Annotated in this window: 20 protein-coding genes; 11 read left to right on the top strand and 9 right to left on the bottom strand. The window is 66.4% G+C overall.

Annotated elements, in window-relative coordinates; translation table 11 throughout:
• Positions 1–72: 72 nt before the first annotated feature.
• Positions 73–4,221 carry an ATP-dependent RNA helicase HrpA gene (hrpA, locus tag BVG12_RS13410; RefSeq protein WP_075792822.1) on the bottom strand — a complete coding sequence of 1,383 codons (4,149 nt, stop codon included), beginning with the start codon at positions 4,219–4,221 and terminating at the stop codon, positions 73–75.
• A gap of 53 nt (positions 4,222–4,274) precedes the next feature.
• Here hrpA and argA point away from each other — a divergent pair, with 53 nt between their 5' ends.
• On the top strand, positions 4,275–5,588 hold the full coding sequence (gene argA, locus BVG12_RS13415) for an amino-acid N-acetyltransferase (protein WP_075792823.1): 1,314 nt from the start codon (positions 4,275–4,277) through the stop codon (positions 5,586–5,588).
• Between the two features lie 189 nt (positions 5,589–5,777).
• Positions 5,778–6,050 (top strand): oxidative damage protection protein, encoded by a 273-nt coding sequence (locus BVG12_RS13420; protein WP_036236729.1) that lies wholly within the window; start codon positions 5,778–5,780, stop codon positions 6,048–6,050.
• A 110-nt stretch (positions 6,051–6,160) separates the two neighbouring features.
• On the opposite strand, the gene BVG12_RS13425 is transcribed toward BVG12_RS13420, so the two are convergent.
• Together BVG12_RS13425 and rpiA are read right to left on the bottom strand one after the other, a co-directional pair.
• Positions 6,161–6,475 carry a hypothetical protein gene (locus BVG12_RS13425; RefSeq protein WP_075792824.1) on the bottom strand — a complete coding sequence of 105 codons (315 nt, stop codon included), beginning with the start codon at positions 6,473–6,475 and terminating at the stop codon, positions 6,161–6,163.
• A gap of 2 nt (positions 6,476–6,477) precedes the next feature.
• Positions 6,478–7,155, bottom strand: coding sequence for a ribose-5-phosphate isomerase RpiA (rpiA, locus tag BVG12_RS13430; protein WP_075792825.1), 678 nt, complete (start codon positions 7,153–7,155; stop codon positions 6,478–6,480).
• 116 nt (positions 7,156–7,271) lie between these two features.
• Between rpiA and BVG12_RS13435 the strand changes: the two genes are divergently transcribed.
• From BVG12_RS13435 to BVG12_RS13445, 3 genes are read left to right on the top strand one after another with little or no spacing between them, the layout of a single operon-like run.
• Positions 7,272–8,762, top strand: coding sequence for a poly(ethylene terephthalate) hydrolase family protein (locus BVG12_RS13435; protein ID WP_075792826.1), 1,491 nt, complete (start codon positions 7,272–7,274; stop codon positions 8,760–8,762).
• A gap of 42 nt (positions 8,763–8,804) precedes the next feature.
• The gene (locus tag BVG12_RS13440) at positions 8,805–9,188 is read left to right on the top strand and encodes a VOC family protein (RefSeq protein ID WP_075792827.1); all 384 of its coding nucleotides are present in this window, start codon (positions 8,805–8,807) and stop codon (positions 9,186–9,188) included.
• Between the two features lie 49 nt (positions 9,189–9,237).
• Complete coding sequence (locus tag BVG12_RS13445; protein WP_075792828.1) at positions 9,238–9,792, top strand: gamma carbonic anhydrase family protein; 555 nt, start codon at positions 9,238–9,240, stop codon at positions 9,790–9,792.
• Here the strand turns inward: BVG12_RS13445 and BVG12_RS13450 are convergent.
• Positions 9,782–10,348 carry a DUF308 domain-containing protein gene (locus tag BVG12_RS13450; RefSeq protein ID WP_075792829.1) on the bottom strand — a complete coding sequence of 189 codons (567 nt, stop codon included), beginning with the start codon at positions 10,346–10,348 and terminating at the stop codon, positions 9,782–9,784. The genes BVG12_RS13445 and BVG12_RS13450 overlap by 11 nt on opposite strands.
• Before the next feature lie 71 nt (positions 10,349–10,419).
• Positions 10,420–11,004: a TetR/AcrR family transcriptional regulator gene (locus BVG12_RS13455; RefSeq protein WP_075792830.1), complete on the bottom strand. Its 585-nt coding sequence runs from the start codon at positions 11,002–11,004 to the stop codon at positions 10,420–10,422.
• A gap of 127 nt (positions 11,005–11,131) precedes the next feature.
• Here BVG12_RS13455 and BVG12_RS13460 point away from each other — a divergent pair, with 127 nt between their 5' ends.
• Entirely contained in the window at positions 11,132–11,515 is a 384-nt protein-coding gene (locus tag BVG12_RS13460; RefSeq protein ID WP_075792831.1) for a hypothetical protein, read from the top strand.
• Positions 11,516–11,544: 29 nt separating this feature from the next.
• Here the strand turns inward: BVG12_RS13460 and BVG12_RS13465 are convergent, their stop codons facing one another.
• From BVG12_RS13465 to edd, 4 genes are all read right to left on the bottom strand, one after another.
• Positions 11,545–12,042 (bottom strand): hypothetical protein, encoded by a 498-nt coding sequence (locus BVG12_RS13465; protein ID WP_156895628.1) that lies wholly within the window; start codon positions 12,040–12,042, stop codon positions 11,545–11,547.
• 75 nt (positions 12,043–12,117) lie between these two features.
• Complete coding sequence (locus BVG12_RS13470; RefSeq protein WP_218921056.1) at positions 12,118–12,681, bottom strand: Rhs element Vgr protein; 564 nt, start codon at positions 12,679–12,681, stop codon at positions 12,118–12,120.
• Positions 12,682–12,691: 10 nt separating this feature from the next.
• Complete coding sequence (eda, locus tag BVG12_RS13475) at positions 12,692–13,315, bottom strand: bifunctional 4-hydroxy-2-oxoglutarate aldolase/2-dehydro-3-deoxy-phosphogluconate aldolase (RefSeq protein ID WP_075792833.1); 624 nt, start codon at positions 13,313–13,315, stop codon at positions 12,692–12,694.
• A 20-nt stretch (positions 13,316–13,335) separates the two neighbouring features.
• Entirely contained in the window at positions 13,336–15,252 is a 1,917-nt protein-coding gene (gene edd / locus BVG12_RS13480; RefSeq protein WP_075792834.1) for a phosphogluconate dehydratase, read from the bottom strand.
• A 350-nt stretch (positions 15,253–15,602) separates the two neighbouring features.
• Between edd and pgi the strand changes: the two genes are divergently transcribed.
• The 5 genes from pgi to BVG12_RS13505 all read left to right on the top strand — a co-directional run bounded on the left by pgi (position 15,603) and on the right by BVG12_RS13505 (position 21,375).
• Positions 15,603–17,243 carry a glucose-6-phosphate isomerase gene (gene pgi, locus BVG12_RS13485; protein WP_075792835.1) on the top strand — a complete coding sequence of 547 codons (1,641 nt, stop codon included), beginning with the start codon at positions 15,603–15,605 and terminating at the stop codon, positions 17,241–17,243.
• A gap of 10 nt (positions 17,244–17,253) precedes the next feature.
• On the top strand, positions 17,254–18,150 hold the full coding sequence (locus BVG12_RS13490; protein ID WP_229503874.1) for an SMP-30/gluconolactonase/LRE family protein: 897 nt from the start codon (positions 17,254–17,256) through the stop codon (positions 18,148–18,150).
• A gap of 306 nt (positions 18,151–18,456) precedes the next feature.
• Positions 18,457–19,926: a glucose-6-phosphate dehydrogenase gene (gene zwf, locus BVG12_RS13495; protein WP_075792836.1), complete on the top strand. Its 1,470-nt coding sequence runs from the start codon at positions 18,457–18,459 to the stop codon at positions 19,924–19,926.
• 10 nt (positions 19,927–19,936) lie between these two features.
• Positions 19,937–20,791: an SIS domain-containing protein gene (locus tag BVG12_RS13500; RefSeq protein ID WP_075792837.1), complete on the top strand. Its 855-nt coding sequence runs from the start codon at positions 19,937–19,939 to the stop codon at positions 20,789–20,791.
• Entirely contained in the window at positions 20,788–21,375 is a 588-nt protein-coding gene (locus BVG12_RS13505; RefSeq protein ID WP_075792838.1) for a YdeI/OmpD-associated family protein, read from the top strand. Before BVG12_RS13500 ends, BVG12_RS13505 begins: the two co-directional genes overlap by 4 nt.
• Positions 21,376–21,491 lie beyond the last annotated feature (116 nt).

Genomic DNA, 21,491 nt, shown 5'->3' on the forward strand with positions numbered 1-21,491 from the left:
CGGCACGTTTCCACTTTTCGGGGTCAGAGCCCGAATGCAGGAAATTGCCAAAAATCGGGCTCTGACCCCGGTTCAGCGCAACATCGACTCCCACACTTTTTGCAGGCGCTTCGACGACACCGGCATCGGCGTGCGCAGCTCCTGCGCGAACAGCGACACGCGCAGCTCTTCCAGCATCCAGCGGAACTCGATCATGCGCGGGTCGAGGTTTTTCAACGGCTGGTTTTTCACGGTGCGCTGGAACTGCGTGGCCGCCGTCTGCCACTCGGCCATCAGCTGGGCGTCGCGCGCCGGGTTCGCGCGCAGTTTTTCCAGGCGCACGTTCATCGCCTTCAGGTAGCGCGGGAAGTGCGCCAGCTGGCTGTACTCCGTCTCGGCGATGAAGCGCTTGTGGACCAGCCCCTGCAACTGCGCCTGCATGTCGCTCGCGACGGCCGGCGGCAACCCTTGCAGGCGCTTGGGCAGGCCGTGGAACTCGGCGAGGATCTGGCCCGCGAGGCGCGCCGTCTCGTTGATCAAGAGGCCGATGCGGCCCTTGCCCTCGTCGCGGCGCTTGTTGAACGACGCGGCGTCGTGCGGCAACGGGTCCTGCAGGCAGGCGATCTCGATGGCCTTGTTGACGATCTGCTCGCGCAGCTCGTCCGGCGTGCCGACCGACATGAACTGCATGCCCATCTGCTGCAGGCCCGGCACGTTCTTCTCGGCGAATTTCAGCTGGTCCTTGAACTGCAACGCGAACAGGCGGCGCAGGCCGATGCGGTGCGTGCGCGCCGCCACGTTCGGGTCGTCGAACACTTCGAGGTCGCAGTGCGTGCCCTTGTCGACGAGCGCGGGGAAGCCGATCAGCGTGATCTTGCCCTGCGTGATCTCCAGCAGTTCCGGCAGCTCGCCGAAGGTCCAGCCGGTGATGTTCGTGTGCGCGGTCGGCGCGGCCGGCGCAGACGCGGGTGCGGCCTTGCCCTTGGCCGGCGCCGGCGCCGATGCGGCCTGCGCGGCCAGCGGCTTCGCGGCCGCCTGGCCGGCGGCCGGCGTGGTCTCCGCCATGCGCTGGAAACTCTGGCGCGCCTGGCCGCCCAACTCGGCCTGCAAGGTCGCCAGGTTGCGTCCCATGTCGAGCTGGCGGCCGTGTTCATCCACGACCTTGAAGTTCATGAAGAGGTGCGCGGGCAGCGTCTCCAGCTTGAAATCGGTGGTCATCACGCGCACGCCCGTCTGCGCGTGGATGTCCGCGATGAGCGCGTCGATCAGATCGCCGCGGCCGAAGCGCACCGGGTCCTCGTTGCGCTCGAAGAAGCGCGCGGCGTACTCGGGCAGCGGCACGCAGTGGCGGCGCAGCTTCTGCGGCAGCGATTTCAGCAGCAGCTGCACTTTCTCCTTCAGCATGCCCGGCACGAGCCAGTCCGCGCGCTCGCGCGGGATCTGGTTCAGCGCGAACAGCGGCACCGTGAGCGTGACGCCGTCGCGCGGGCTGCCCGGCTCGAAGTGGTACGACAGGCCCATCTCGATGCCGGTGACGTTCATCGTCTTCGGGAACAGCTCCGTCGTGACGCCCGCCGCTTCGTGGCGCATCAGTTCTTCGCGGTTCAGGTACAGCAGCTTCGGGTTGTCGCGCGACGCGTCCTTGTACCACTTCTCGAAGCCCGCGCCGTTCACGACGTCGCCCGGGATCTCCTTGTCGTAGAACGCGTAGATCAGCTGGTCGTCCACGAGCACGTCGAGGCGGCGCGACTTGTGCTCGAGGTTTTCGATTTCCTTGATCAGTTTATGGTTGTGCGCGAAGAACTGGGAGCGCGTCTCGTAGTCGCCGCCGACCAGCGCATCGCGGATGAAGATCTCGCGCGCCTCCGCCGGATTGTGCTGGGCGTAGTTGATGCGCCGCTGGCTGTAGACGACGATGCCGTACAGAGTGGCGCGCTCGCTCGCGGTGACCTGCGCCGTGCGTTTTTCCCAGCGCGGCTCGCCCCACGATTTCTTCAACAGATGGCCGCCGATCTTCTCGACCCATTCCGGCTGGATCTGCGCGATGCAGCGCGCGTACAGGCGCGTCGTCTCGACCAGTTCCGCCGCCATGATCCATTTGCCGGCCTTCTTGCCGAGCGTCGAGCCGGGCCAGATGTGGAACTTGATGCCGCGCGCGCCGAGGTACGCGCCAGAGTCGTCCTCCATCTTGTAGCCGATGTTGCCCAAAAGGCCAGTCAGCAGCGCCATGTGCAGCTGCTCGTAGGTCGCGGGCGCGTCGTTCAGGCGCCAGCCCTGCTCCTTGACGATCGTGAGCAGCTGCGAATGCACGTCGCGCCACTCGCGCAGGCGGACCTGCGACAGGAAATTCTCGCGGCAGTTCTCCTGCAGCTGACGGTTCGTTTTCTTGTGCTCGATGGCCTGCTCGAACCAGCGCCAGATCTTCAGGAAGCTCAGAAACTCGCTCTTCTCGTCCGCGAACTTCTTGTGCTTCTCGTCGGCCTGCTGCTGGTATTCCATCGGCCGGTCGCGCGGGTCTTGCACGGACAGCGCGGACGCGATGATCAGCATCTCGGTGAGGCAGACATTGTCGACGGCAGCAAGGATCATGCGGCCCACGCGCGGGTCGAGCGGCAGCTTGGCCAGCTTGCGGCCCATGCTCGTCAACTCGTTGGCGTCGTCGACGGCGCCCAGTTCCTGCAAGAGTTGATAGCCGTCGGCGATGGCGCGGCCCTGCGGCGGTTCGACGAACGGGAACGTCTCCACGTCCGTCAGGTGCAGGGACTTCATGCGCAGGATGACGGCCGCCAGCGACGAGCGCAGGATTTCCGGGTCCGTGAACTTCGGGCGCTGCAGGAAATCGTCTTCCTCGTACAGGCGGATACAGACGCCGTCCGCGACGCGGCCGCAGCGGCCCGCGCGCTGGTTGGCGGCCGCTTGCGAGATCGGCTCGATCTGCAGCTGCTCCACCTTGTTGCGGTAGCTGTAGCGCTTCACGCGCGCCAGGCCCGCGTCGACGACGTAGCGGATGCCCGGCACCGTCAGCGACGTCTCGGCCACGTTCGTCGCGAGGACGATGCGGCGCGCGTTGGTCGTCCTGAACACGCGGTCCTGTTCTTCGACGGACAGGCGCGCGAACAGCGGCAGGATTTCCACGTGCGGCGGATGGTGTTTGCGGAGCGCCTCGGCGCAGTCGCGGATCTCGCGCTCGCCGGGCAGGAACACGAGCACGTCGCCCTGGCCCAGCCGGCACAGTTCATCGACGCCGTCGACGACGGCATCCATCAGGTCGCGCTTGTCGCGCGCGGCCTGCCCCTTCGACACCGCTTTGCCCGCATCTTGCCCGCCCTTGGCCGGAGCGAATTCAAGGTCGCGTTCGACGGGACGGTAACGCACCTCGACCTTGTACAAACGGCCCGACACTTCGATCACGGGCGCGGGCTTCTCCGGCGTGCCGAAATGGCGCGCGAAGCGGTCGGCGTCGATCGTGGCGGACGTGATGATCACCTTCAGGTCCGGGCGGCGCGGCAGGATCTCCTTCAGGTAGCCGAGCAGGAAATCGATGTTCAGGCTGCGCTCGTGCGCCTCGTCGATGATGATGGTGTCGTAGGCCTTCAGCAGCGGGTCGGTCTGCGTCTCGGCCAGCAGGATACCGTCCGTCATCAGCTTGACCCAGGCACCCGGCGACAGCGTGTCGTTGAAGCGGACTTTATAGCCCACGTGCTCGCCCAGCGGCGAACCCAATTCGTGCGCGATGCGCTTCGCCGTCGACGACGCGGCGATGCGGCGCGGCTGCGTGTGGCCGATCATGCCCTTCTCGCCACGGCCCAGTTCGAGGCAGATCTTCGGCAGCTGCGTCGTCTTGCCCGAACCGGTTTCGCCGGACACGATCACGACCTGGTTCTCCATCAGCGCCTTCGCGATTTCGGCGCGCCGGCCCGAGACGGGGAGGTCTTCCGGAAAGACGATCGGAGGGAGCGGGTTGCGCACGGCTTCCTTGCGGGCCTCGTTGCGCGACGGGCGGTCCGCGCGCGGACGCGCATCGCCATCGCGCGGCGGCTTGGCCGGGCGGTCCTGCGCAGGCGCGTCAGCGCGCGGCGCACGCACCTGCGCCTGCGCGAGCGCACTCGCGAGCGCGCCCTCGCGCGCGGGCGGGCGCGGGCCGCGGCGCGCGGACTGGCCTTCGTTACGCGGTTGCGAAGAACGGTCGGGGGAGGCTGCTCGCGCCGGCTTTGGCGCAGGCTTGTTACTCTGTTCAGACATTGATTTTACGAGGATTTGGTGCGCAAGTCGCGCAGCGAATTATAATGCGGCAAATGGAAAACCCTACCCAATTCGTCCAGTGGCTGCGCTCCGTCGCGCCGTACATTCACGCATTCGGCGGCAAGACCTTCGTCGTCGCTTTCCCCGGTGAACTGGTGTCGGCCGGCGCCCTGCCCGTGCTGGCGCAGGACCTGTCGCTGCTGGTCGGACTCGGCATCCGCGTCGTGCTGGTGCACGGCTCGCGGCCGCAGGTGGCCGAACAGCTGGCGCTGCGTAACGTCGCGGGCCGCTTCCACAACGGCGTGCGCGTCACCGACAGCGCCGCGATGGAATGCGCCAAGGAAGCCGCCGGCGAACTGCGCCTGGACATCGAGGCCGCGTTCAGCCAGGGTTTGCCCAACACGCCGATGTCGAATGCGCACATCAGCATCGTCTCCGGCAACTTCGTCACCGCGCGTCCGCTCGGCGTGATCGACGGCGTCGACCACGAACTGACCGGGGTCACGCGCAAGGTCGCCGCCGCCAAGATCCAGCCCATCCTGGAGACCGAGGACAACATCGTCCTGCTGTCGCCGCTGGGCTTTTCGCCGACCGGCGAAGTGTTCAACCTGACGATGGAAGACGTGGCGGTGTCCGCCGCGATCGCCCTGCATGCCGAAAAACTCATCTTCATCACCGAGACGCCGCTGATGAAGGACGCCGGCGGCGGCGACATCCGCGAACTGTCGTCGCACCAGGCCGAAGCCGTGCTGCAGGCGGGCTTCCTGCCGAACGACGCGTCGTTCTACCTGCAGCACGCGATCAAGGCCTGCAACAGCGGCGTCGACCGCGCCCACATCATCCCCTACTCGACGGACGGCTCGGCGCTGCTGGAACTGTTCACGCACGACGGCGTGGGCACCATGATCACGCACGAAAACCTGGAAAGCCTGCGCCAGGCCTCAATTGAGGACGTCGGCGGCATTATCAAGCTCATCGAACCGCTGGAAGCGGACGGCACGCTGGTGAAACGTCCGCGCGAGCTGATCGAACGCGAGATCGAACAGTTCTCCGTGATCGAGCACGACGGCGTCATCTTCGGCTGCGCCGCGCTGTATCCGTTCCCGGAATCGAAGATGGCGGAAATGGCCTGCCTGACGGTCAGCCCGGACGCGCAGACGCAGGGCGACGGCGAACGCATCCTGAAACACATGGAAAACCGCGCCCGCGCGGCCGGCATGACGAAGCTGTTCGTGCTGACCACGCGCACGTCGCACTGGTTCAAGAAGCGCGGCTTCGTGCCGGCGACCGTGGACGACCTGCCCAAGGACCGGGCGCACATGTACAACTGGCAGAGAAGGTCGCAGATCCTGATCAAGCAACTCTGAGACGACGTCGTTCCCGCGCAAGCGGGAACCCATGCTGAAGAACAGAATTCCGTACGTTGGAACCGCCGTGACGCTTCACATATCGGACTTCGGAATTTCAGTATGGCTCCCCGCTTTCGCGGGGACGACGCGGCAATGGCCGCGCCGCTTTATAATCACGTTTTCCGATACCGAACCAGGAGCAAGAACATGGCCCGCACCGTCCACTGCATCAAACTGAACAAGGAAGCCGAAGGCCTGGCCTTCCCGCCGTACCCGGGCGAACTGGGCAAGCGCATCTATGAAAACGTGTCGAAGGAAGCCTGGGATGGCTGGCTCAAGCACCAGACGATGCTGATCAACGAAAACCGCCTGAACATGGCCGACGCGCGCGCCCGCAAATACCTGGCCACGCAGATGGAACGCCACTTCTTCGGCGAAGGCGCCGACGAGGCAGCCGGCTACGTGCCGCCGACGGCCTGATTGTGTAGGATGGACGGGTCTCCCGTCCACGCGTTCAGCTCACCGGGCGCCATAGCGCTGCAAGCGCCTGCTGGACGCGTGGACGGCGCAGCCGTCCACCCTACATGCCTTTACATCTGCTTGCACTGGCGCAGCTCACACCGCGCCATGAACACCTTCCCGCTGTCGCAGCGCATGCGATAGACCTCGACAGGCCCCGGCTGCGTGATCAGCCCGGCGCCCTGCCCGCCCGTACAACCTTGTTGCTTCGCCATCTTCTCGACGGTGGCCGACGACACGCCCGTGTGGAACGGGATCGTCTCGACGGCCGGCGCTGCGTCGGCCACGGGAGCGGCCGGCGCGGGCGGCGCCGTCACCTGCTTGTGCAACATCGAGCAGCCGCCCAGCATCGCGACGGCCACGGACATGAGCGCCAGGCGTTTCATGGTCAGAACGTCAGCTGTTTGACGCCGTCGCCCGTGCCCAGCAGGCAGACGTCGGCGCCGCGGCGGGCGAACAGGCCGACGGCGATCACGCCGACGATCTGGTTGATCTCCGATTCCAGCGCCACCGGATCCGTGATCGACAGCCCGGCCACGTCGAGGATGTAGCCGCCGTTGTCGGTGACGAAGGCGTCCAGGCTGCCCGGCTTGGTGCGCAGGCGCGGCTGGCCGCCCAGCGCGACGAGCTTGCGGCTGACGGCGTTCGCGGCCATCGGCACGACTTCGACCGGCAGCGGGAATTTACCCAGCGTCTCGACCAGCTTGGAGCCGTCGGCGATGCACACGAATTTACCGGACACGGAGGCGACGATCTTTTCGCGCGTCAGCGCTGCGCCGCCGCCCTTGATCATGGCGCCGGTGGCATTGATCTCGTCGGCGCCGTCGACGTAGACGGAAATCGATTCAACGTCGTTCAGGTCGAACACCTCGATGCCGTGACCGCGCAGGCGCGTCGCCGTCGCTTCCGACGACGCCACGGCGCCCTTGATGCGCGACTTGATCTTGCCGAGTTCGTCGATGAAGAAATTGGCGGTGGAGCCGGTGCCGACGCCGATGATTTCGCCGTCGACCACGTAATCGATGGCGGCGCGGGCTACCGCCTGCTTGAGTTCGTCCTGAGTCATGATGTTGGAAGGAGGTGAAGAAGAATCCGACATTTTAACGGATTCACATGTCGCGACAGTTTCCATGCCAATTCGGCATATAATCTTGCAACCAAAGAAACACCTGTCGACGACACATGTTCCGGATCCTGACCACCCTGCTGTTCGCCCTCGTCCTCGCCCACACCGCGACGGCCGCCGATTTCGGTCCATACCGCGTCGGCTTCCACGTCCGCCAGCAGTACGACCGGGCGCGCGTCTACCAGCATCCGCGCAATCCCGTCACGGCGCAGGCGACGAGCGGCGACCGTTCGCGGCCACTGCAGACGCTGATCTGGTATCCGGCCATCGGCACCGGCGGCGCGCTGACCTGGCGCGACTACGTGGCGACCGTGGCCACCGAGGAAGAATTCAGCCGCATGCCGGACCAGGTGCGCCGCGCCACCGACGCGCTCATCGACACGCGCGGCCCACAGCGCGACCTGCCGGGCCCCGTGCGCGCGCTGCGCGACGCGCCCGAGCGTCCGGGTAAATTCCCCGTCGTGATCTACGCGCCGAGCCACGGCGCCTACGCGATCGAGAACGCCGACCTGTGCGAATACCTCGCGAGCCACGGCTACATCGTGATCGCGACGCCGTCGCTGGGCCCGCGCGCGCACGCGATGACGGCCGACCTCGAAGGCGCCGAAGCGCAGGCCGCCGACATCGGCTTCCTCGTCGGCTACGCGCACACGCTGGCGCAGGCGGACACGAACCGCATCGCCGTCGTCGGCCACAGCTGGGGCAGCCTCGCGAGCGTGCTGGCCGCGGCCCGCGACGACCGCATCCGCGCCCTCGTCACGCTGGACGGCTCGCTGCGCGCCGCCTACGACTACGTGAACGGCGGCCCGCGCGCCGCCCGCTACGTCACGCCGGAGCGCCTGGGCATCCCGCTGCTGTACATGACGCGCCTGCAGGACGAAGGCACCATCGGCACCGAACTGCTGGCGCGCATCCGCTATGCCGACGTCTACCTCGCCACGCTGGACGCCGCCAGCCATCTGGATTTCTCGTCGTGGTCACAGCGCATGGCGCCGGACGCCGCCTTCGCCGGACGCACGCGTGCCCAAGTCGCGCAGGCGTACGGCGCGATGGCGCGGATGGTGGAACGCTTCCTCGACGCCCGCCTGAAGAACGACGCCCCCGCGCGCCGCCAGCTGGACGACGCCCTCGCCGCGAACCGTCCGCCGCCCGGCTTTATTTCGTTCGCCGTGCGCCGCGCCGCGGGCGCTCCGCCCACGCTGGACACGTTCCTCGAGCAATTGGGCCAGCAGGGTTTCGAACACATCGCCGCCATCTACGACCGCCTGCACGCGCAGAACCCGGACCTCGCCCTCGACCCGCTGCAGGCCCACGACTGGGGCATGAAGCTGCTGCGCGAACGCCGCCCGGCGGACGCCATGCAGGTGTTCCGGCTGGGCGTGAAGCTGTATCCGGAACGCTTCGACTTCCTCTACGACGGCCTGGGCCAGGCGTACGAGGCGACGGGCGAGCGCGACGCGGCCATCGCCAACTACAAGCAGGCGCTCGCGCTGGAGCCGGGGCAGGTTCACGCGCGCGAACGGCTGGGCGCGCTCGGTGCGCAGTGAGATGGGCGCAGTGAGATGGGATCAACGGGATCGGAGACCGGCATGAAACGTGTGACTGGCATCGGCGGCATCTTCTTCCAAGCAAAAGACCCGGCCGCACTGGGCGCCTGGTACAAGCGCCACCTGGGCATAGCCGTCCAGCCGTGGGGCGGCGCCGCGTTCGACTGGACGGACGACACGGGCAAACCCACGGGCGGCACGACCGCGTGGTCCGTCTTCCCGGCCGGCAGCGACCAGTTCGCGCCCGGCACCGCGCCCTTCATGATCAATTACCGCGTCCACGACCTGGCCGCCCTGCTGCGGGCGCTGCGCGACGAAGGCTGCAACGTGCTGGACAAGACGGACGACGGCGAGTACGGCAAGTTCGGCTGGGTCATCGATCCGGAAGGCAACAAGGTCGAGCTGTGGGAGCCGCCGGCCCCATGAATTGGAAACCTCCAAAGCTCGTCAAGATCACCCCTTAGCAGACTTCACCATGCCGCTCTCCAACTACCTCGACACCACCCCACAACTTGCCGAGCGCGTGTACGTGCATGCATCGGCGCAGGTCATCGGCAGCGTCCGTCTCGGCGCCGACAGCTCGATCTGGTGCAACGCCGTCCTGCGCGGCGACGTCAACGACATCGTCATCGGCCGCTGCACCAACATCCAGGACCTCACGATGGGCCACGTGTCCCACAAGACGCCCGCCAAGCCCGACGGCTCGCCACTCGTCATCGGCGACCACGTCACCGTGGGACACGCCGTGATCCTGCACGGCTGCCGGATCGGGAACGAATGCCTCATCGGCATGGGCAGCATCGTGATGGACGACGTCGTCGTCGAGGATCGCGTCATGGTCGGCGCCGGCAGCCTCGTCCCGCCCGGGAAGACGCTGGAAAGCGGATTCCTGTACGTGGGCCGGCCTGTCGTCAAGGTCCGGCCGCTGACCGAGGCCGAGATCGCGTACTTGCGCTATTCGGCCGAGCATTATGTGCGCGTCAAGGACAACTACCTGAACGGACAGGCACGCCTGGGCCCTAACGGCTGACGGCGCTCTTGCGGCGCCACGCCCCGGCCTGCAGGGTCAGCGCCGACACGAGGAAGTAGAACGCCCCGAAGCCCGCATACCCGGCGACGGTGGAAATCGACGGCACGACGGACGTCCCCGCCTGGAAGATGAAGACGGCGCCCGCCAGTGCCGACTGCGCGCCGCTCAGGATCATCGCCCATTGCGCGCCATGCGCCTTCCAGCGGCGCAGCCCCGTGCCGAGTTGCAGCACGCCGGACAGGATGGCCCAGGCGCCGAACACGGCGAGCACGCGGTTCATGCCGGGCAATGCGATGGCAACCGCGACCGCCACGGCCAGGCTGACGACGACGTTCAGGGCCTGGGTGCGGTTTGCGGCGAGGCCGCCATTCCGTGCACCGTCGGCCAGGTTCGCCAGCGCATCCCAGACGGGATAGGCCACGAGCAGCGCGGCGGCGGCACCCGGTGCATGCCGTGCCGCGCTCACGGCGGCGGCGACCCAGGCGAACGAAAACACCGCCCGGGTCAGGTAGTACAGCTTCAACCAGCGTTCCTCGGCCGCATGTGAGTCATTCATGGCTCTTCCTTCAGTTTGACTACCTACTAGTTGGTAGGCATATCGATTAAAAAAATGGGATGATCTCGGAACTAATTTTTTGCCGCCATGCGCTCCAGCTGCGGATCCATGATGACGCCGAACATGGCGGTATCGCCGTAAGCTCGTGCCGACAGCATCGCGCCATGCACCGTCGCCATGAACCCTTCCGCCTCCACGCGCGGCGCATGCGTCAGCGCGACGGTCCCTTGCTGGACGCCGCGCTCGAGCACGGACGTCAGCCATCCCGACAGGAAACGGAAATACGCCCGGATTTCCAATGCCACGTCGTCCGGCAACATCGGCAATTCGCTGGCCAGCAAGGCGCACACGCAGAAAGGCGCGCTCGCATCGCCGATGCAGCTTTTCCAGTACTGGATATATGCGCGCAACTGGTCGAGCGGCGCGGCGATGCCGTGCTCGAGGCTCCGGATACCTTCTTCGGCCGCTTCCCGGTAGCGGATGACGAGCGTCTTCACCAGGTCGACCTTGCTGGGAAAGTGGTGATGGATGCTGGCCTTGCGGATGCCCACCCTGTCCGCGATGTCGGCGTAGCTGAAACCGTGATAGCCGCCCGTCACGATCAACGAACGTGCGCAGGCCAGGATATCGTCGGAGGTGGTGGAGACTTTTTGCATGTCGAGAATCCTACCTTCTAATAGGTAGACCGTCAAGACTGGAGCGATAGACTGCTCCACGGCCGTGCGCGGTAGATGCCAGCCGACGAGTAGAATCGGGTTATCGAAACGATAACCGGAGACAACCGTGCCGAAACATCAGACACCATCGATCACATGGCTGGACGACGCCAGCCCGGACGATTACGAGGCCGCGGCCCACTACCTGGCCCTGGTCGACACGCAGAAAAACATCGACAAGGCCGTGGCCGACCTGAAGGCCGGCACGATCGTCGAATACAAGGCGACCGACCTGCTGCGCGCCGCCCAGCTCACCGTGCCCAAGGCGGACGACCGTCCGACCCGCGAGCAGATCAAGAAGATCGACCGGGGCGAGTCGGTCTCCCCGGTGCTCCTCGTGCGCGTGCCCGCGCTGAAAAAAGTGATCGTCGCGGATGGGTTCCACCGGATCTGCGCGGCATACCGCAGCGATCCCGACGTCATGCTGCACTGTAAGCTGGCCGGCGCCTGAACCGGGCCGGCCAGGACGGCACGCCCGCTTCAATCCCCCGGCGGCAAACACCCGTACATGCGCCGCCCTTCCCGCTCGCCATTCCAGATCTGGTGCACGACGGCACGCCCGTCGGGCTGGCGCGCGAGACAGAACCTGGCCTCGTAACTCGACGCCGCCCGCCCGTCGCCGCCCGGCCGCGCCTCGATGCGCAGGCTGTAGACCCGCCCCGGAGACAAGGGCGTCGATGCCGTGTGCGGCAGCGATGCCACCCTGCCGCCGTACGGCACGCACATGCCGAACGCCAGGGGGAAGGTGCGGTCCCTCGGCATCGTCATCTTCCACACCGGGCGCGCGCCCTCCCACACGACGATCGCCTGGAAATCGGGCGTGCCCAGGCGTTCTTCGCGCGGCGTGATGGTGAAGCACGGCCCGCCGCGCGGGCCTTCGCGCACCTCGGCCTCGCCCACGCGGGCATACGCCGACGGCGCCAGGACCGAGGCACACAGCAGCAACACGGGAACAGGAACGCGATAGGCAACGGACATGACCGACTCGCAGGGAGTGAGCGCAAGGCGACAGCCTACGACGGCACCGCCGTCGGATTTTGAGGCGACGCAAGCTCAGGCGGAGACGGACGTTACCATCCGTGCCAAGCGGCGTGCACTGCCGCGCGGCAGGTTGTCCGGGTCGCGCGGATCGGCGAGGAAGCGGGCCAGCACCTGTTCGTACAAGGCCAGCTGCCCCGCGTAGCGGCGCTGGCGCATGACGCGCGGGTTGCGCATGAATTTCAGTGCGAAATAATCGGCGAGCAGATCGCCCTGGGCTTCCATGTTGTAGTCGGCCAGGGTGGCGCCTTCACGCAGTTCGTAGCGGTACGCCAGGCCGATGCGGATGGCGCCGCGCAGCCGGACCGGGTAACCCAACTGGTGCTGCCACACGTGCACCATCTCGTGCATGAACCAGTGGATCGTGTGCGGGTCGCCCGCCGTGTAATCGGGCAGGAAGCAGGAGGGATGAAAATAGATGCTGCCGTTGGGCGTCATGGCGCAGTTTTTCGGCTGCACCAGCGGCAGGTAGCGGCGGCCGTGCACGCGTACGCGCGCGCAGTCGATGGCGCCGCCGAACAGCAGCGACGCCATGCGCATCTCGCCCGGGGTCAGGCCCCGGAGCAGGCGCCGCCTCATCGGATCGGGCTCAGGCGGCCTTCAGCGCGGCGGCCGATTTCGCCAGGTCGGTGATCAGGTCCCAGTCGCCGGCCTTCATCGCGTCGGCCGGGGTCAGCCAGGAGCCGCCCACGCACGCGACGTTTTTCAGTGCGAGGAATTGCGGCGCCGTCTCGATCGAGATGCCGCCCGTCGGGCAGAAGGTCACGTCCGGCAGCGGACCGCCGATCGCCTTCAGCATGCCGACACCGCCCGCCGGCACGGCCGGGAACAGTTTCAGCTGCTTGAAGCCGGCTTCGCGCGCGACCATCACTTCGGACGGGGTCATACAGCCCGGCAGCAGCGGCAGGCCGCTCTTCTTCGCGGCCTCGATCAGCGCAGGCGTGAGGCCCGGCGACACGCCGAACACGGCGCCCGCATCGCGCGACGCGGCGAATTCTTCCGGCTGGGTCAGGGTGCCGACGCCGACGATCGCGCCTTCCACCTGGGCCATCGCCCGGATCGCTTCCAGGCCGTGCTTGGTGCGCAGCGTGACTTCGAGCACGCGGATGCCGCCGGCGACGAGGGCCTTGGCGAGGGGGACCGCATGGTCCGGATCGTCGATCGCGATCACGGGGATCACGACGGCCGATTTCATGATGTCCAGCAGGGTCATATCGTTACTCATCGTTGTGCTCACTTAGATTTACGAAACAGGAAGTCTTCATCGGAACCCGGCATGATCTCACCGCTGTCGGTGCCTTCGTGCAGGGGAACGGTCGTGTCGATCGGCGACGGCAGCGGGAAGTGGGCGGCGCCCTCCTCGGCCGCGCTGACGGACTTGCGGAACACGTCGAACAGCTCGCGACCCATGCCGATGTGGTTGGAGCTCAGGTCGGCCGTCGCCATCTTGCGCGCGGCCCACACGTCTTCCGGCACCAGCGCTTCCAGCGTACCCTGCGTGGCGTCGACGCGGATGATGTCGCCGTCGCGCACGAGGCCCAGCGGACCGCCGGCCAGGATTTCCGGCGACACGTGGATCGCGGCCGGCACTTTACCGGACGCGCCCGACATGCGGCCGTCGGTGACCATCGCGACGTGGAAGCCGCTGTCCTGCAGGTTGGCCAGTGCCGGCGTCAGCGCGTGCAGTTCCGGCATGCCGTTGGCGCGCGGGCCCTGGAAGCGGATCACGGCGACGAAGTCGCGATTCAGCTTGCCGGCCTTGTAGGCGTGCATGAAATCTTCCTGCGAATCGAACGTCAGCGCCGGCGCCTCGACGATGTGGTGTTCCTTCTTGACGGCCGAGACCTTCATCACGGCGCGGCCCAGATTGCCCTGCACCAGGATCAGGCCACCGTTGTCGCTGAACGGGTTCGACGCTTTGCGCAGCACCGATTCGTCGCCGCTCTGCTCCGGCAGGTCGCGCCAGACGACCTTGTCGCCGTCCAGGAACGGTTCCTTGCAGTGGTTGCGCAGGCCGCGGCCGAGGATGGTGTTGACGTCGTCGTGCACGAGGCCCGCGTCCAGCAGTTCGCGGATGACGAAGGTCGGGCCGCCCGCGGCCTGGAAGTAGTTCACGTCGGCGTCGCCGTTCGGGTAGACACGCGTCAGCAGCGGCACGACCTTCGACAGTTCGTCGAAGTCGTTCCAGTCGATCACGATGCCGGCCGCGCGCGCGATCGCGACGAGGTGCAGCGTGTGGTTCGTGGAACCGCCCGTCGCGTGCAGCGCGGCGATGGCGTTGACGATGCATTTTTCGTCGACGATGTGACCGATCGGCATGTACTCGCCGCCCTGCTGCGAGATCTTGACGGCATGCTGGGCCGCGGCGCGGGTCAGCGCCTCGCGCAGCGGCGTGTCCGGATGGACGAAGGCCGCGCCCGGCAGGTGCAGGCCCATCATCTCCATCAGCATCTGGTTGCTGTTGGCGGTGCCGTAGAACGTGCAGGTGCCGGCGCTGTGGTAAGCCTTGGCTTCGCCTTCCAGCAGTTCTTCGCGCGTGGCTTCGCCCTTCGCGTAACGCTGGCGCACGGCGGCCTTTTCCTTGTTCGAGATACCGGTCGCCATCGGGCCGCCCGGCACGAAGATGCCCGGGATGTGGCCGAAGTGCAGCGCGCCGATCAGGAGGCCCGGCACGATCTTGTCGCAGATGCCGAGGTACAGGCTGGCGTCGAACATATTGTGCGACAGCGCGATGGCGGTCGACATGGCGATGGTGTCGCGCGAGAACAGCGACAATTCCATGCCCGGCTGGCCTTGCGTGACGCCGTCGCACATGGCGGGCACGCCGCCCGCGAACTGGGCCACGGCACCGACTTCACGCACGGCGTCCTTGATGACCTTCGGGTAGGCTTCGAACGGCTGGTGCGCCGACAGCATGTCGTTGTACGAGGAAACGATGGCGACCGACGGCTGCTTGTACTCGCGCAGCTTGAGCTTGTCGTTGGCCGGGAAGGCGGCAAACCCGTGTGCCAGGTTCGTACACGCCAGCACGCTGCGCTGCACGCCCTTTACGCGCGCGGCGTCCAGATGCGCCAGATAAGCCTGGCGCGAAGGCCGGCTACGCTTGATGATCCGGTTGGTGACCTGTTCTACTACGGGGTGCAGCGCCATGATCTGTTCCTTGTGAATTAGATTTCTGAAATTTTACTACGAAATGCGGATTGACGCTCGTCGTTCGCTCTAAATCGGGGGAGACGAACGCAGCATGTACGCACGCGTCACGGTCACGCGTGGGCACGGGTGCCCACCCTACGTTGCGGGTCGGCGCGTTGCGACAGGGTGGGCATGTGGGGCCGGGGGCCCACATGAAACGTGCCCGCGCGCCGAACCACCCGATGCGCATCGCGCCATTGGCCCCTGTGCGCAACACGACGGATTTGTGTAGTGAATTTACGCCTGCTTCCTGTATGATTCGATAACCTGCACAAAATGACATCATACCGTCCATTACGCCCATCACCATGCGCCAACCATTCCTGACCAGCACCGCCAGTTACCAGGCCCTCCAGACCCACGCCGCCGATGCGAAACAATGGCAGATGCGCGACCTGTTCGCGCAAGACCCGCAGCGCTTCGAGCGCCTGTCGAGTGAGGCGGCCGGGCTGTTCCTAGACTATTCAAAAAACCGCCTGGACGGGCGCACGCTTGCACTGCTGGCAAGCCTGGCGCGCGAGCGCGGCGTCGAGCGCCTGCGCGACGCGATGTTCGCCGGCGAGAAGATCAACCTGACGGAAAACCGCGCCGTGCTGCACACCGCCCTGCGCGCACCGAAGGACAAGCAGATCACGGTCGACGGCCAGGACATCACGGCCGACGTGCATGCCGTACTCGCACGCATCAGGACGTTCAGCGACGCCGTGCGCAACGGCCAGTGGCTGGGCCACACCGGCCGCGAAATCACCGACATCGTCAACATCGGCATCGGCGGTTCCGACCTCGGCCCGAAGATGGTCTGCCTCGCGCTGCGCCAGTTCGCGCATCCGCGCCTGACCATGCACTTCGTCTCCAACGTCGACGGCCACGACATGGACGCCGCATTGTCGCGCGTGAATCCGGAAACGACGCTGTTCATCATCGCCTCGAAGACGTTCACGACGGCCGAGACCATGATGAACGCGAACACGGCGCGCAGCTGGTTCCTCAAGCACGCGTCGGAAGAGGCGCTGGCGAAGCACTTCGTCGCGGTGTCGACCAACGTCGAAGCGATCAAGGCATTCGGCATCGATCCGGACAATATGTTCCCGTTCTGGGATTGGGTCGGCGGCCGTTATTCCGTCTGGTCGGCCATCGGCCTGCCGGTCGCGCTGTGCGTCGGCTACGGCTATTTCGCCGACTTCCTCGCGGGCGCGCATGCGCTCGACGAGCATTTCCGCACCGCGCCCATCGAGCAGAACCTGCCGATGATCCTGGCCCTCGTCGGCTTCTGGAACCGCGAATTCCTGGGCTGCCCGTCGGTGTCGATCGCGCCCTACCACCAGGACCTGAACCGCTTCCCCGCGTACCTGCAGCAGCTCGACATGGAAAGCAACGGCAAGCGCGTCACGCGCGCCGGCGACACCATCACGGACTACGCGACCGGCCCCGTGATCTGGGGCGACGTCGGCACGAACGGCCAGCACGCCTATTTCCAGTTGCTGCACCAGGGCACGGACGTGACGCCGATCGACTTCATCGCCGCGCTGCGTCCGGCGCACGAATTCCAGAACCACCACGCCGCGCTGCTCGCCAACTGCTTCGCGCAGTCGGAAGCCTTCATGAAGGGCAAGACGGCGGACGAGGTACGCCAGGACCTGGCCGGACAAGACCCGGCCGAGATCGAACGCCTCGTGCCGCACAAGACCTTCCCGGGCAACCGTCCGAGCAATACGATCCTGATGGAATACCTGACGCCCGCGACGCTGGGCGCCCTCATCGCGCTGTACGAGCACAAGACGTTCGTGCAGGGCGCGCTGTGGGACGTGAACAGCTTCGACCAGTGGGGCGTCGAATTGGGCAAGGTGCTGGCCAAGAAGATCGAGGCGGAACTGAACGGCGCATCGCATCCGGAGCAGCACGACGGTTCGACCAACGGCCTGATCGCCCGCGCCAAGGCCGCCGTCTGAGGAGGGTTTCATGAAGACCGAAAAATTCACCATCGCGCACGACGAGCCGATGCTCGTCGGCGAATCGGCGGTCTGGCATGCGGTCGAATCGGCGCTGTACTGGGTCGACATCGACGGCAAGTCCGTGCACCGCCTGCACCCGTCCAGCGGCAAGTACTCGCGCTGGAACACGGCAACGGAACCGTCGGCCATCGCGGTCGACCAGGACAACAACCTCGTGCTGGCCACGCGCGCCGGCTTCGTCTACCTGAACACGACGACGGGCGAGATCAGCGACATCGCGCCGGCACCGTACGACACGGCGATCGTGCGCTTCAACGACGGCCGCGTCGATCCTGCTGGCCGGTTCTGGGTCGGCACGATGTACGAGCCGCGCGACCAGCCGAAGGCCGAGATGTACGTGCTGGACAAGGGCCAGCTGCGGCTGGTCTGGTCCGGCGGCATGACGAACTCGAACGGCCTGTCGTTCAGCCCGGACGGCAAGACGATGTACCACTCCGACACGACGAGCCACCGCGTCGACGCGTACGACTACGACGTCAAGACGGGCACGGCGTCGAACCGCCGCAACCTCGTCACCTTCTCCGACGACAAGAAGGCGGCCGACTACGGCGGCCGTCCGGACGGCGCGGCGGTGGACAGCGAAGGCAATTACTGGTCCGCGATGTACGAAGGCGGCCGTATCGTCAAGCTGTCGCCGACGGGCGAGCTGCTGCAGGAAATCGAACTGCCGGTGCGCTGCCCGACGTCGGTCGCGTTCGGCGGACCGGACCTGCGCACTTTGTTCGTCACCAGCGCCAGCAAGGGCCGCTCGAACGACGAGCTGGCGAAGTATCCGCACAGCGGGAAGGTGCTCGCATTCGCCGTAGACGTACCCGGTATCGAACAAGCGGAATACCGAGTGTAGGATGACCGGGGCGCGCAGCCCGGGGCGCGCAGCCGGCTCCGCCGTCCACGCGTTCATGCGGCGCGTACCTGCCCGAACGCCTGATCCCTCCGACCGCGTGCGCGGCCACCCGGCCGTCGCGTATCGCCGCGTGGACGGCGCCCACGACGCGGCCATTCAGGCGCACGTGTGCAGCCGTCCACCCTACGCGCCATCCATCAAACGGATGTGGCACCATAGCCTTCACACCCTCGTGCGTAGTAAATTTTCTTGCACCTTCTATATTCGTGTAGTAAATTTACAGTATTTCACTCCTCGACAGACACCATGGCTCTTTCCGATTTCGATCTCGTTTTCTTCGGCGGCAGCGGCGACCTCGCGATGCGCAAGCTGTTGCCGGCGATGTATGCCCGTGACGTGTGCAACGACCTGCCCGCGACGGCGCGCATCATCTGCGTCGGCCGTGACGAGATGTCGCAGGAAGCGTTCATGGACATGGTGGAGACCAACGCGAAATCGCATGTGAAGGAACACGTCGACGCTAGCGCGTGGCAGACTTTCCTGAACCGCATCACGTATGTCGCCGTCGACGCGGGCAACGTGGCGACCTATGCCGCGCTGGCCGAAGCGTTGCGCAAGGATGCGTCGCTCACGCGCGTGTACTACCTCGCGACGCCGCCGCAGCTGTTCGCGACGATCTGCGAGAACCTGGCCGCGGTGGGCCTGGCCACGGCGAATTCGCGCGTCGTGCTGGAAAAGCCGCTGGGCCGCGATCTCGCGTCGGCCAAGCAGATCAACGCCGACGTCGGCAAGGTGTTCGCCGAATCGCAGATCTACCGCATCGACCACTACCTCGGCAAGGAAACCGTGCAGAACCTGCTGGCCCTGCGCTTCGGTAACATCCTGTTCGAGCCGCTGTGGCGCCGCGAGTGGATCTCGGACGTGCAGATCACCATCGCCGAAAAGATCGGCGTCGGCAACCGCCTGGGCTATTACGACAACTCGGGCGCGCTGCGCGACATGCTGCAGAACCACCTGCTGCAACTGCTGTGTATCGTCGCGATGGAACCGCCGACGTCGATCGCGCCGGACGCCGTCCGCGACGCCAAGCTGCAGGTGCTGCGCTCGCTGAAACGCTTCACGCCGACGACGCTGTCGCAGAACATCGTGCGCGGCCAGTACCGCTCGGGTTATGTCGACGGCCAGGCGGTGCCGGGCTACCGCGAGGAGCCGGGCGCGCCGAAACAATCGAAGACGGAAACCTTCGTCGCAATGAAGGCCGAAATCGACACGTGGCGCTGGGCCGGCGTGCCGTTCTACCTGCGCACCGGCAAGCGCATGGCCGACCGCCTGGCCGAGATCGTCGTGCGCTTCAAGCCGATTCCGCACTCGATCTTCAACCAACCCACGTCGAGCTTCCAGCCGAACAGCCTCGTGATCCGCCTGCAGCCGGACGAAGGCCTGTCGATGAACCTGATGGCCAAGACGCCGGGCGATTCCATGCGCCTGAAGCAGGCCGAGCTCGAACTCGATTTCCGCGAACAGTTCAAGTCCCCGCGTATGGAAGCGTACGAGCGCCTGCTGCTGGACGTCCTGCGCGGCCAGCTGACCTTGTTCATGCGCGGCGACGAGCTGGAAGCCGCGTGGGAATGGGTCGAACCCATCCTCGAATACTGGGAACAGGACGACACCACGCCGGTCCCGTACACGTCGGGCACGTGGGGTCCCGCCGCCGCTTCCGCACTGATCGGCCGCGACGGCCTGCAGTGGCGCGAAGAGGCGCTGCCGGAAGACTAAGGGAAACGCCGTGCTGCTCGATTCGATCCGTACCCAGCTCGACTCGCTGTCGAAGTCCGAACGCAAGGTGGCGCTCGCCGTGCTGGCCGCGCCCAGCGCCACCGTGAGCCAGAACATCACGGCGCTGGCGCGCAGCGCGCAGGTGTCCGAGCCGACCGTCGTGCGCTTCTGCCGCACGCTCGGTTACGACGGCTGGCATGAGTTCAAGCTGAAACTCGCGCAAGGCCTCGCGCTCGCGCTGCCCGGCGCGACCGAGCAGCCGGCGCAGGACGACCTGGCCGCGGACCTCGTCAACAAGATCTGCAGCCGCTCCATCAACACGCTGCTCGACCTGCGCAACAACCTGAAACCGGAGCTGATCCAGAAGGCGCTCGACATCCTGTCGCGCGCCAACAAGATCGAGTTCTACGGCCAGGGCACGTCCGGTTTCGTCGCGGCCGACGCGCAGCATAAATTCTTCCGTTCGGGCGTGCCGACCGTCGCTTACACCGACCCGGCGATCCACGCCATCGCGGCCGCGCTGCTGCGCGAAGGCGACGCGCTCGTCGCGATCTCCCAGCGCGGCAACAACCCGTCGCTCACGCGCTCCGCGAAACTGGCGCGCCGCGGCGGCGCGGACGTGATCGTGCTGGCGCCGTCCGGCACGCCGCTCGCGGATATGGCAAGCCTGTTGATTCCCATCGACCTCGTGTTCGCGATCGACCCGTACACGCCGATCTCCGCGCGGCTCGCCTACCTCGTCGTCATCGACGTGCTGGCGGTCGGCCTCGCGCTGCAGCGCGGTCCGGAATTCCGCAAGAAGATGCAGAACGCGCAGAAGGCCTTGCAGGAGTTCGACCTGCAGTTCGATTCGTTCATCGGATGACCTCCCCCGTCTTCTTCGAGGACGCTTCGGAATTCCGCGCCTGGCTCGCGGCCCACGCGCGCGAGGCGCGCGAGCTGCTCGTGGGCTTTCATAAGGTCGGCACCGGCAAGCCGTGCATGCGCTGGTCCGACTCGGTCGACCAGGCGCTGTGCTACGGCTGGATCGACGGCGTGCGCAAGGGCGTCGACGACGCCACGTACACCATCCGCTTCACGCCGCGCAAGGCCGGCTCGATCTGGAGCGCGGTGAACATCGACAAGGTCGCCAAGCTGCGCGAACAGGGCCTGATGACGCCGGCGGGCGAAGCGGCCTTCGCCCAGCGCTCGGAAGACCGCTCGCGCGTGTATTCGCACGAGCGCACGACGCCGGCCGAGCTGGCGCCCGAGGACCTCGCCCGCCTCCAGCGCCACAAGGCCGCGTGGACGTTTTTCGAAGCGTGCCCGCCCGGGGCCCGCAAGCGCATGCTGCATGTCGTGACGAGCGCAAAGAAGCCGGAAACGCGGGCGGCGCGGCTCGACCGGCTCATCGCGGCGTGCGCCGAAGGGCGCCGGCTCGACGAGTGGCAACCGGCGAAGAACGCCTGATACGGCCTTTTCCACCAGCGGCTGCTGCGCTTCCCATAGAACCTTATGCCATCGAGCGGGCATACACCGGTGAACTTCGTTGTTCGCCGTCGCGCCGCCGTTGGTGCGCGGTAAGC

It is taken from the genome of Massilia putida, from assembly GCF_001941825.1.
GTDB classification, from domain to species: Bacteria; Pseudomonadota; Gammaproteobacteria; order Burkholderiales; family Burkholderiaceae_D; genus Telluria; species Telluria putida.

Coding starts and splice junctions, on each gene's coding strand:
- BVG12_RS13440 (WP_075792827.1), top strand. CDS start 8,805: ATGAAACGTGTGACTGGCATCGGCGGCATCTTCTTCCAAGCAAAAGAC.
- edd (WP_075792834.1), bottom strand. CDS start 15,252: ATGGCGCTGCACCCCGTAGTAGAACAGGTCACCAACCGGATCATCAAG.
- pgi (WP_075792835.1), top strand. CDS start 15,603: ATGCGCCAACCATTCCTGACCAGCACCGCCAGTTACCAGGCCCTCCAG.
- BVG12_RS13445 (WP_075792828.1), top strand. CDS start 9,238: ATGCCGCTCTCCAACTACCTCGACACCACCCCACAACTTGCCGAGCGC.
- BVG12_RS13420 (WP_036236729.1), top strand. CDS start 5,778: ATGGCCCGCACCGTCCACTGCATCAAACTGAACAAGGAAGCCGAAGGC.
- zwf (WP_075792836.1), top strand. CDS start 18,457: ATGGCTCTTTCCGATTTCGATCTCGTTTTCTTCGGCGGCAGCGGCGAC.
- BVG12_RS13455 (WP_075792830.1), bottom strand. CDS start 11,004: ATGCAAAAAGTCTCCACCACCTCCGACGATATCCTGGCCTGCGCACGT.
- BVG12_RS13505 (WP_075792838.1), top strand. CDS start 20,788: ATGACCTCCCCCGTCTTCTTCGAGGACGCTTCGGAATTCCGCGCCTGG.
- BVG12_RS13425 (WP_075792824.1), bottom strand. CDS start 6,475: ATGAAACGCCTGGCGCTCATGTCCGTGGCCGTCGCGATGCTGGGCGGC.
- hrpA (WP_075792822.1), bottom strand. CDS start 4,221: ATGTCTGAACAGAGTAACAAGCCTGCGCCAAAGCCGGCGCGAGCAGCC.
- BVG12_RS13450 (WP_075792829.1), bottom strand. CDS start 10,348: ATGAATGACTCACATGCGGCCGAGGAACGCTGGTTGAAGCTGTACTAC.
- argA (WP_075792823.1), top strand. CDS start 4,275: ATGGAAAACCCTACCCAATTCGTCCAGTGGCTGCGCTCCGTCGCGCCG.
- BVG12_RS13465 (WP_156895628.1), bottom strand. CDS start 12,042: ATGTCCGTTGCCTATCGCGTTCCTGTTCCCGTGTTGCTGCTGTGTGCC.
- BVG12_RS13490 (WP_229503874.1), top strand. CDS start 17,254: ATGAAGACCGAAAAATTCACCATCGCGCACGACGAGCCGATGCTCGTC.
- eda (WP_075792833.1), bottom strand. CDS start 13,315: ATGACCCTGCTGGACATCATGAAATCGGCCGTCGTGATCCCCGTGATC.
- BVG12_RS13470 (WP_218921056.1), bottom strand. CDS start 12,681: ATGAGGCGGCGCCTGCTCCGGGGCCTGACCCCGGGCGAGATGCGCATG.
- rpiA (WP_075792825.1), bottom strand. CDS start 7,155: ATGACTCAGGACGAACTCAAGCAGGCGGTAGCCCGCGCCGCCATCGAT.
- BVG12_RS13435 (WP_075792826.1), top strand. CDS start 7,272: ATGTTCCGGATCCTGACCACCCTGCTGTTCGCCCTCGTCCTCGCCCAC.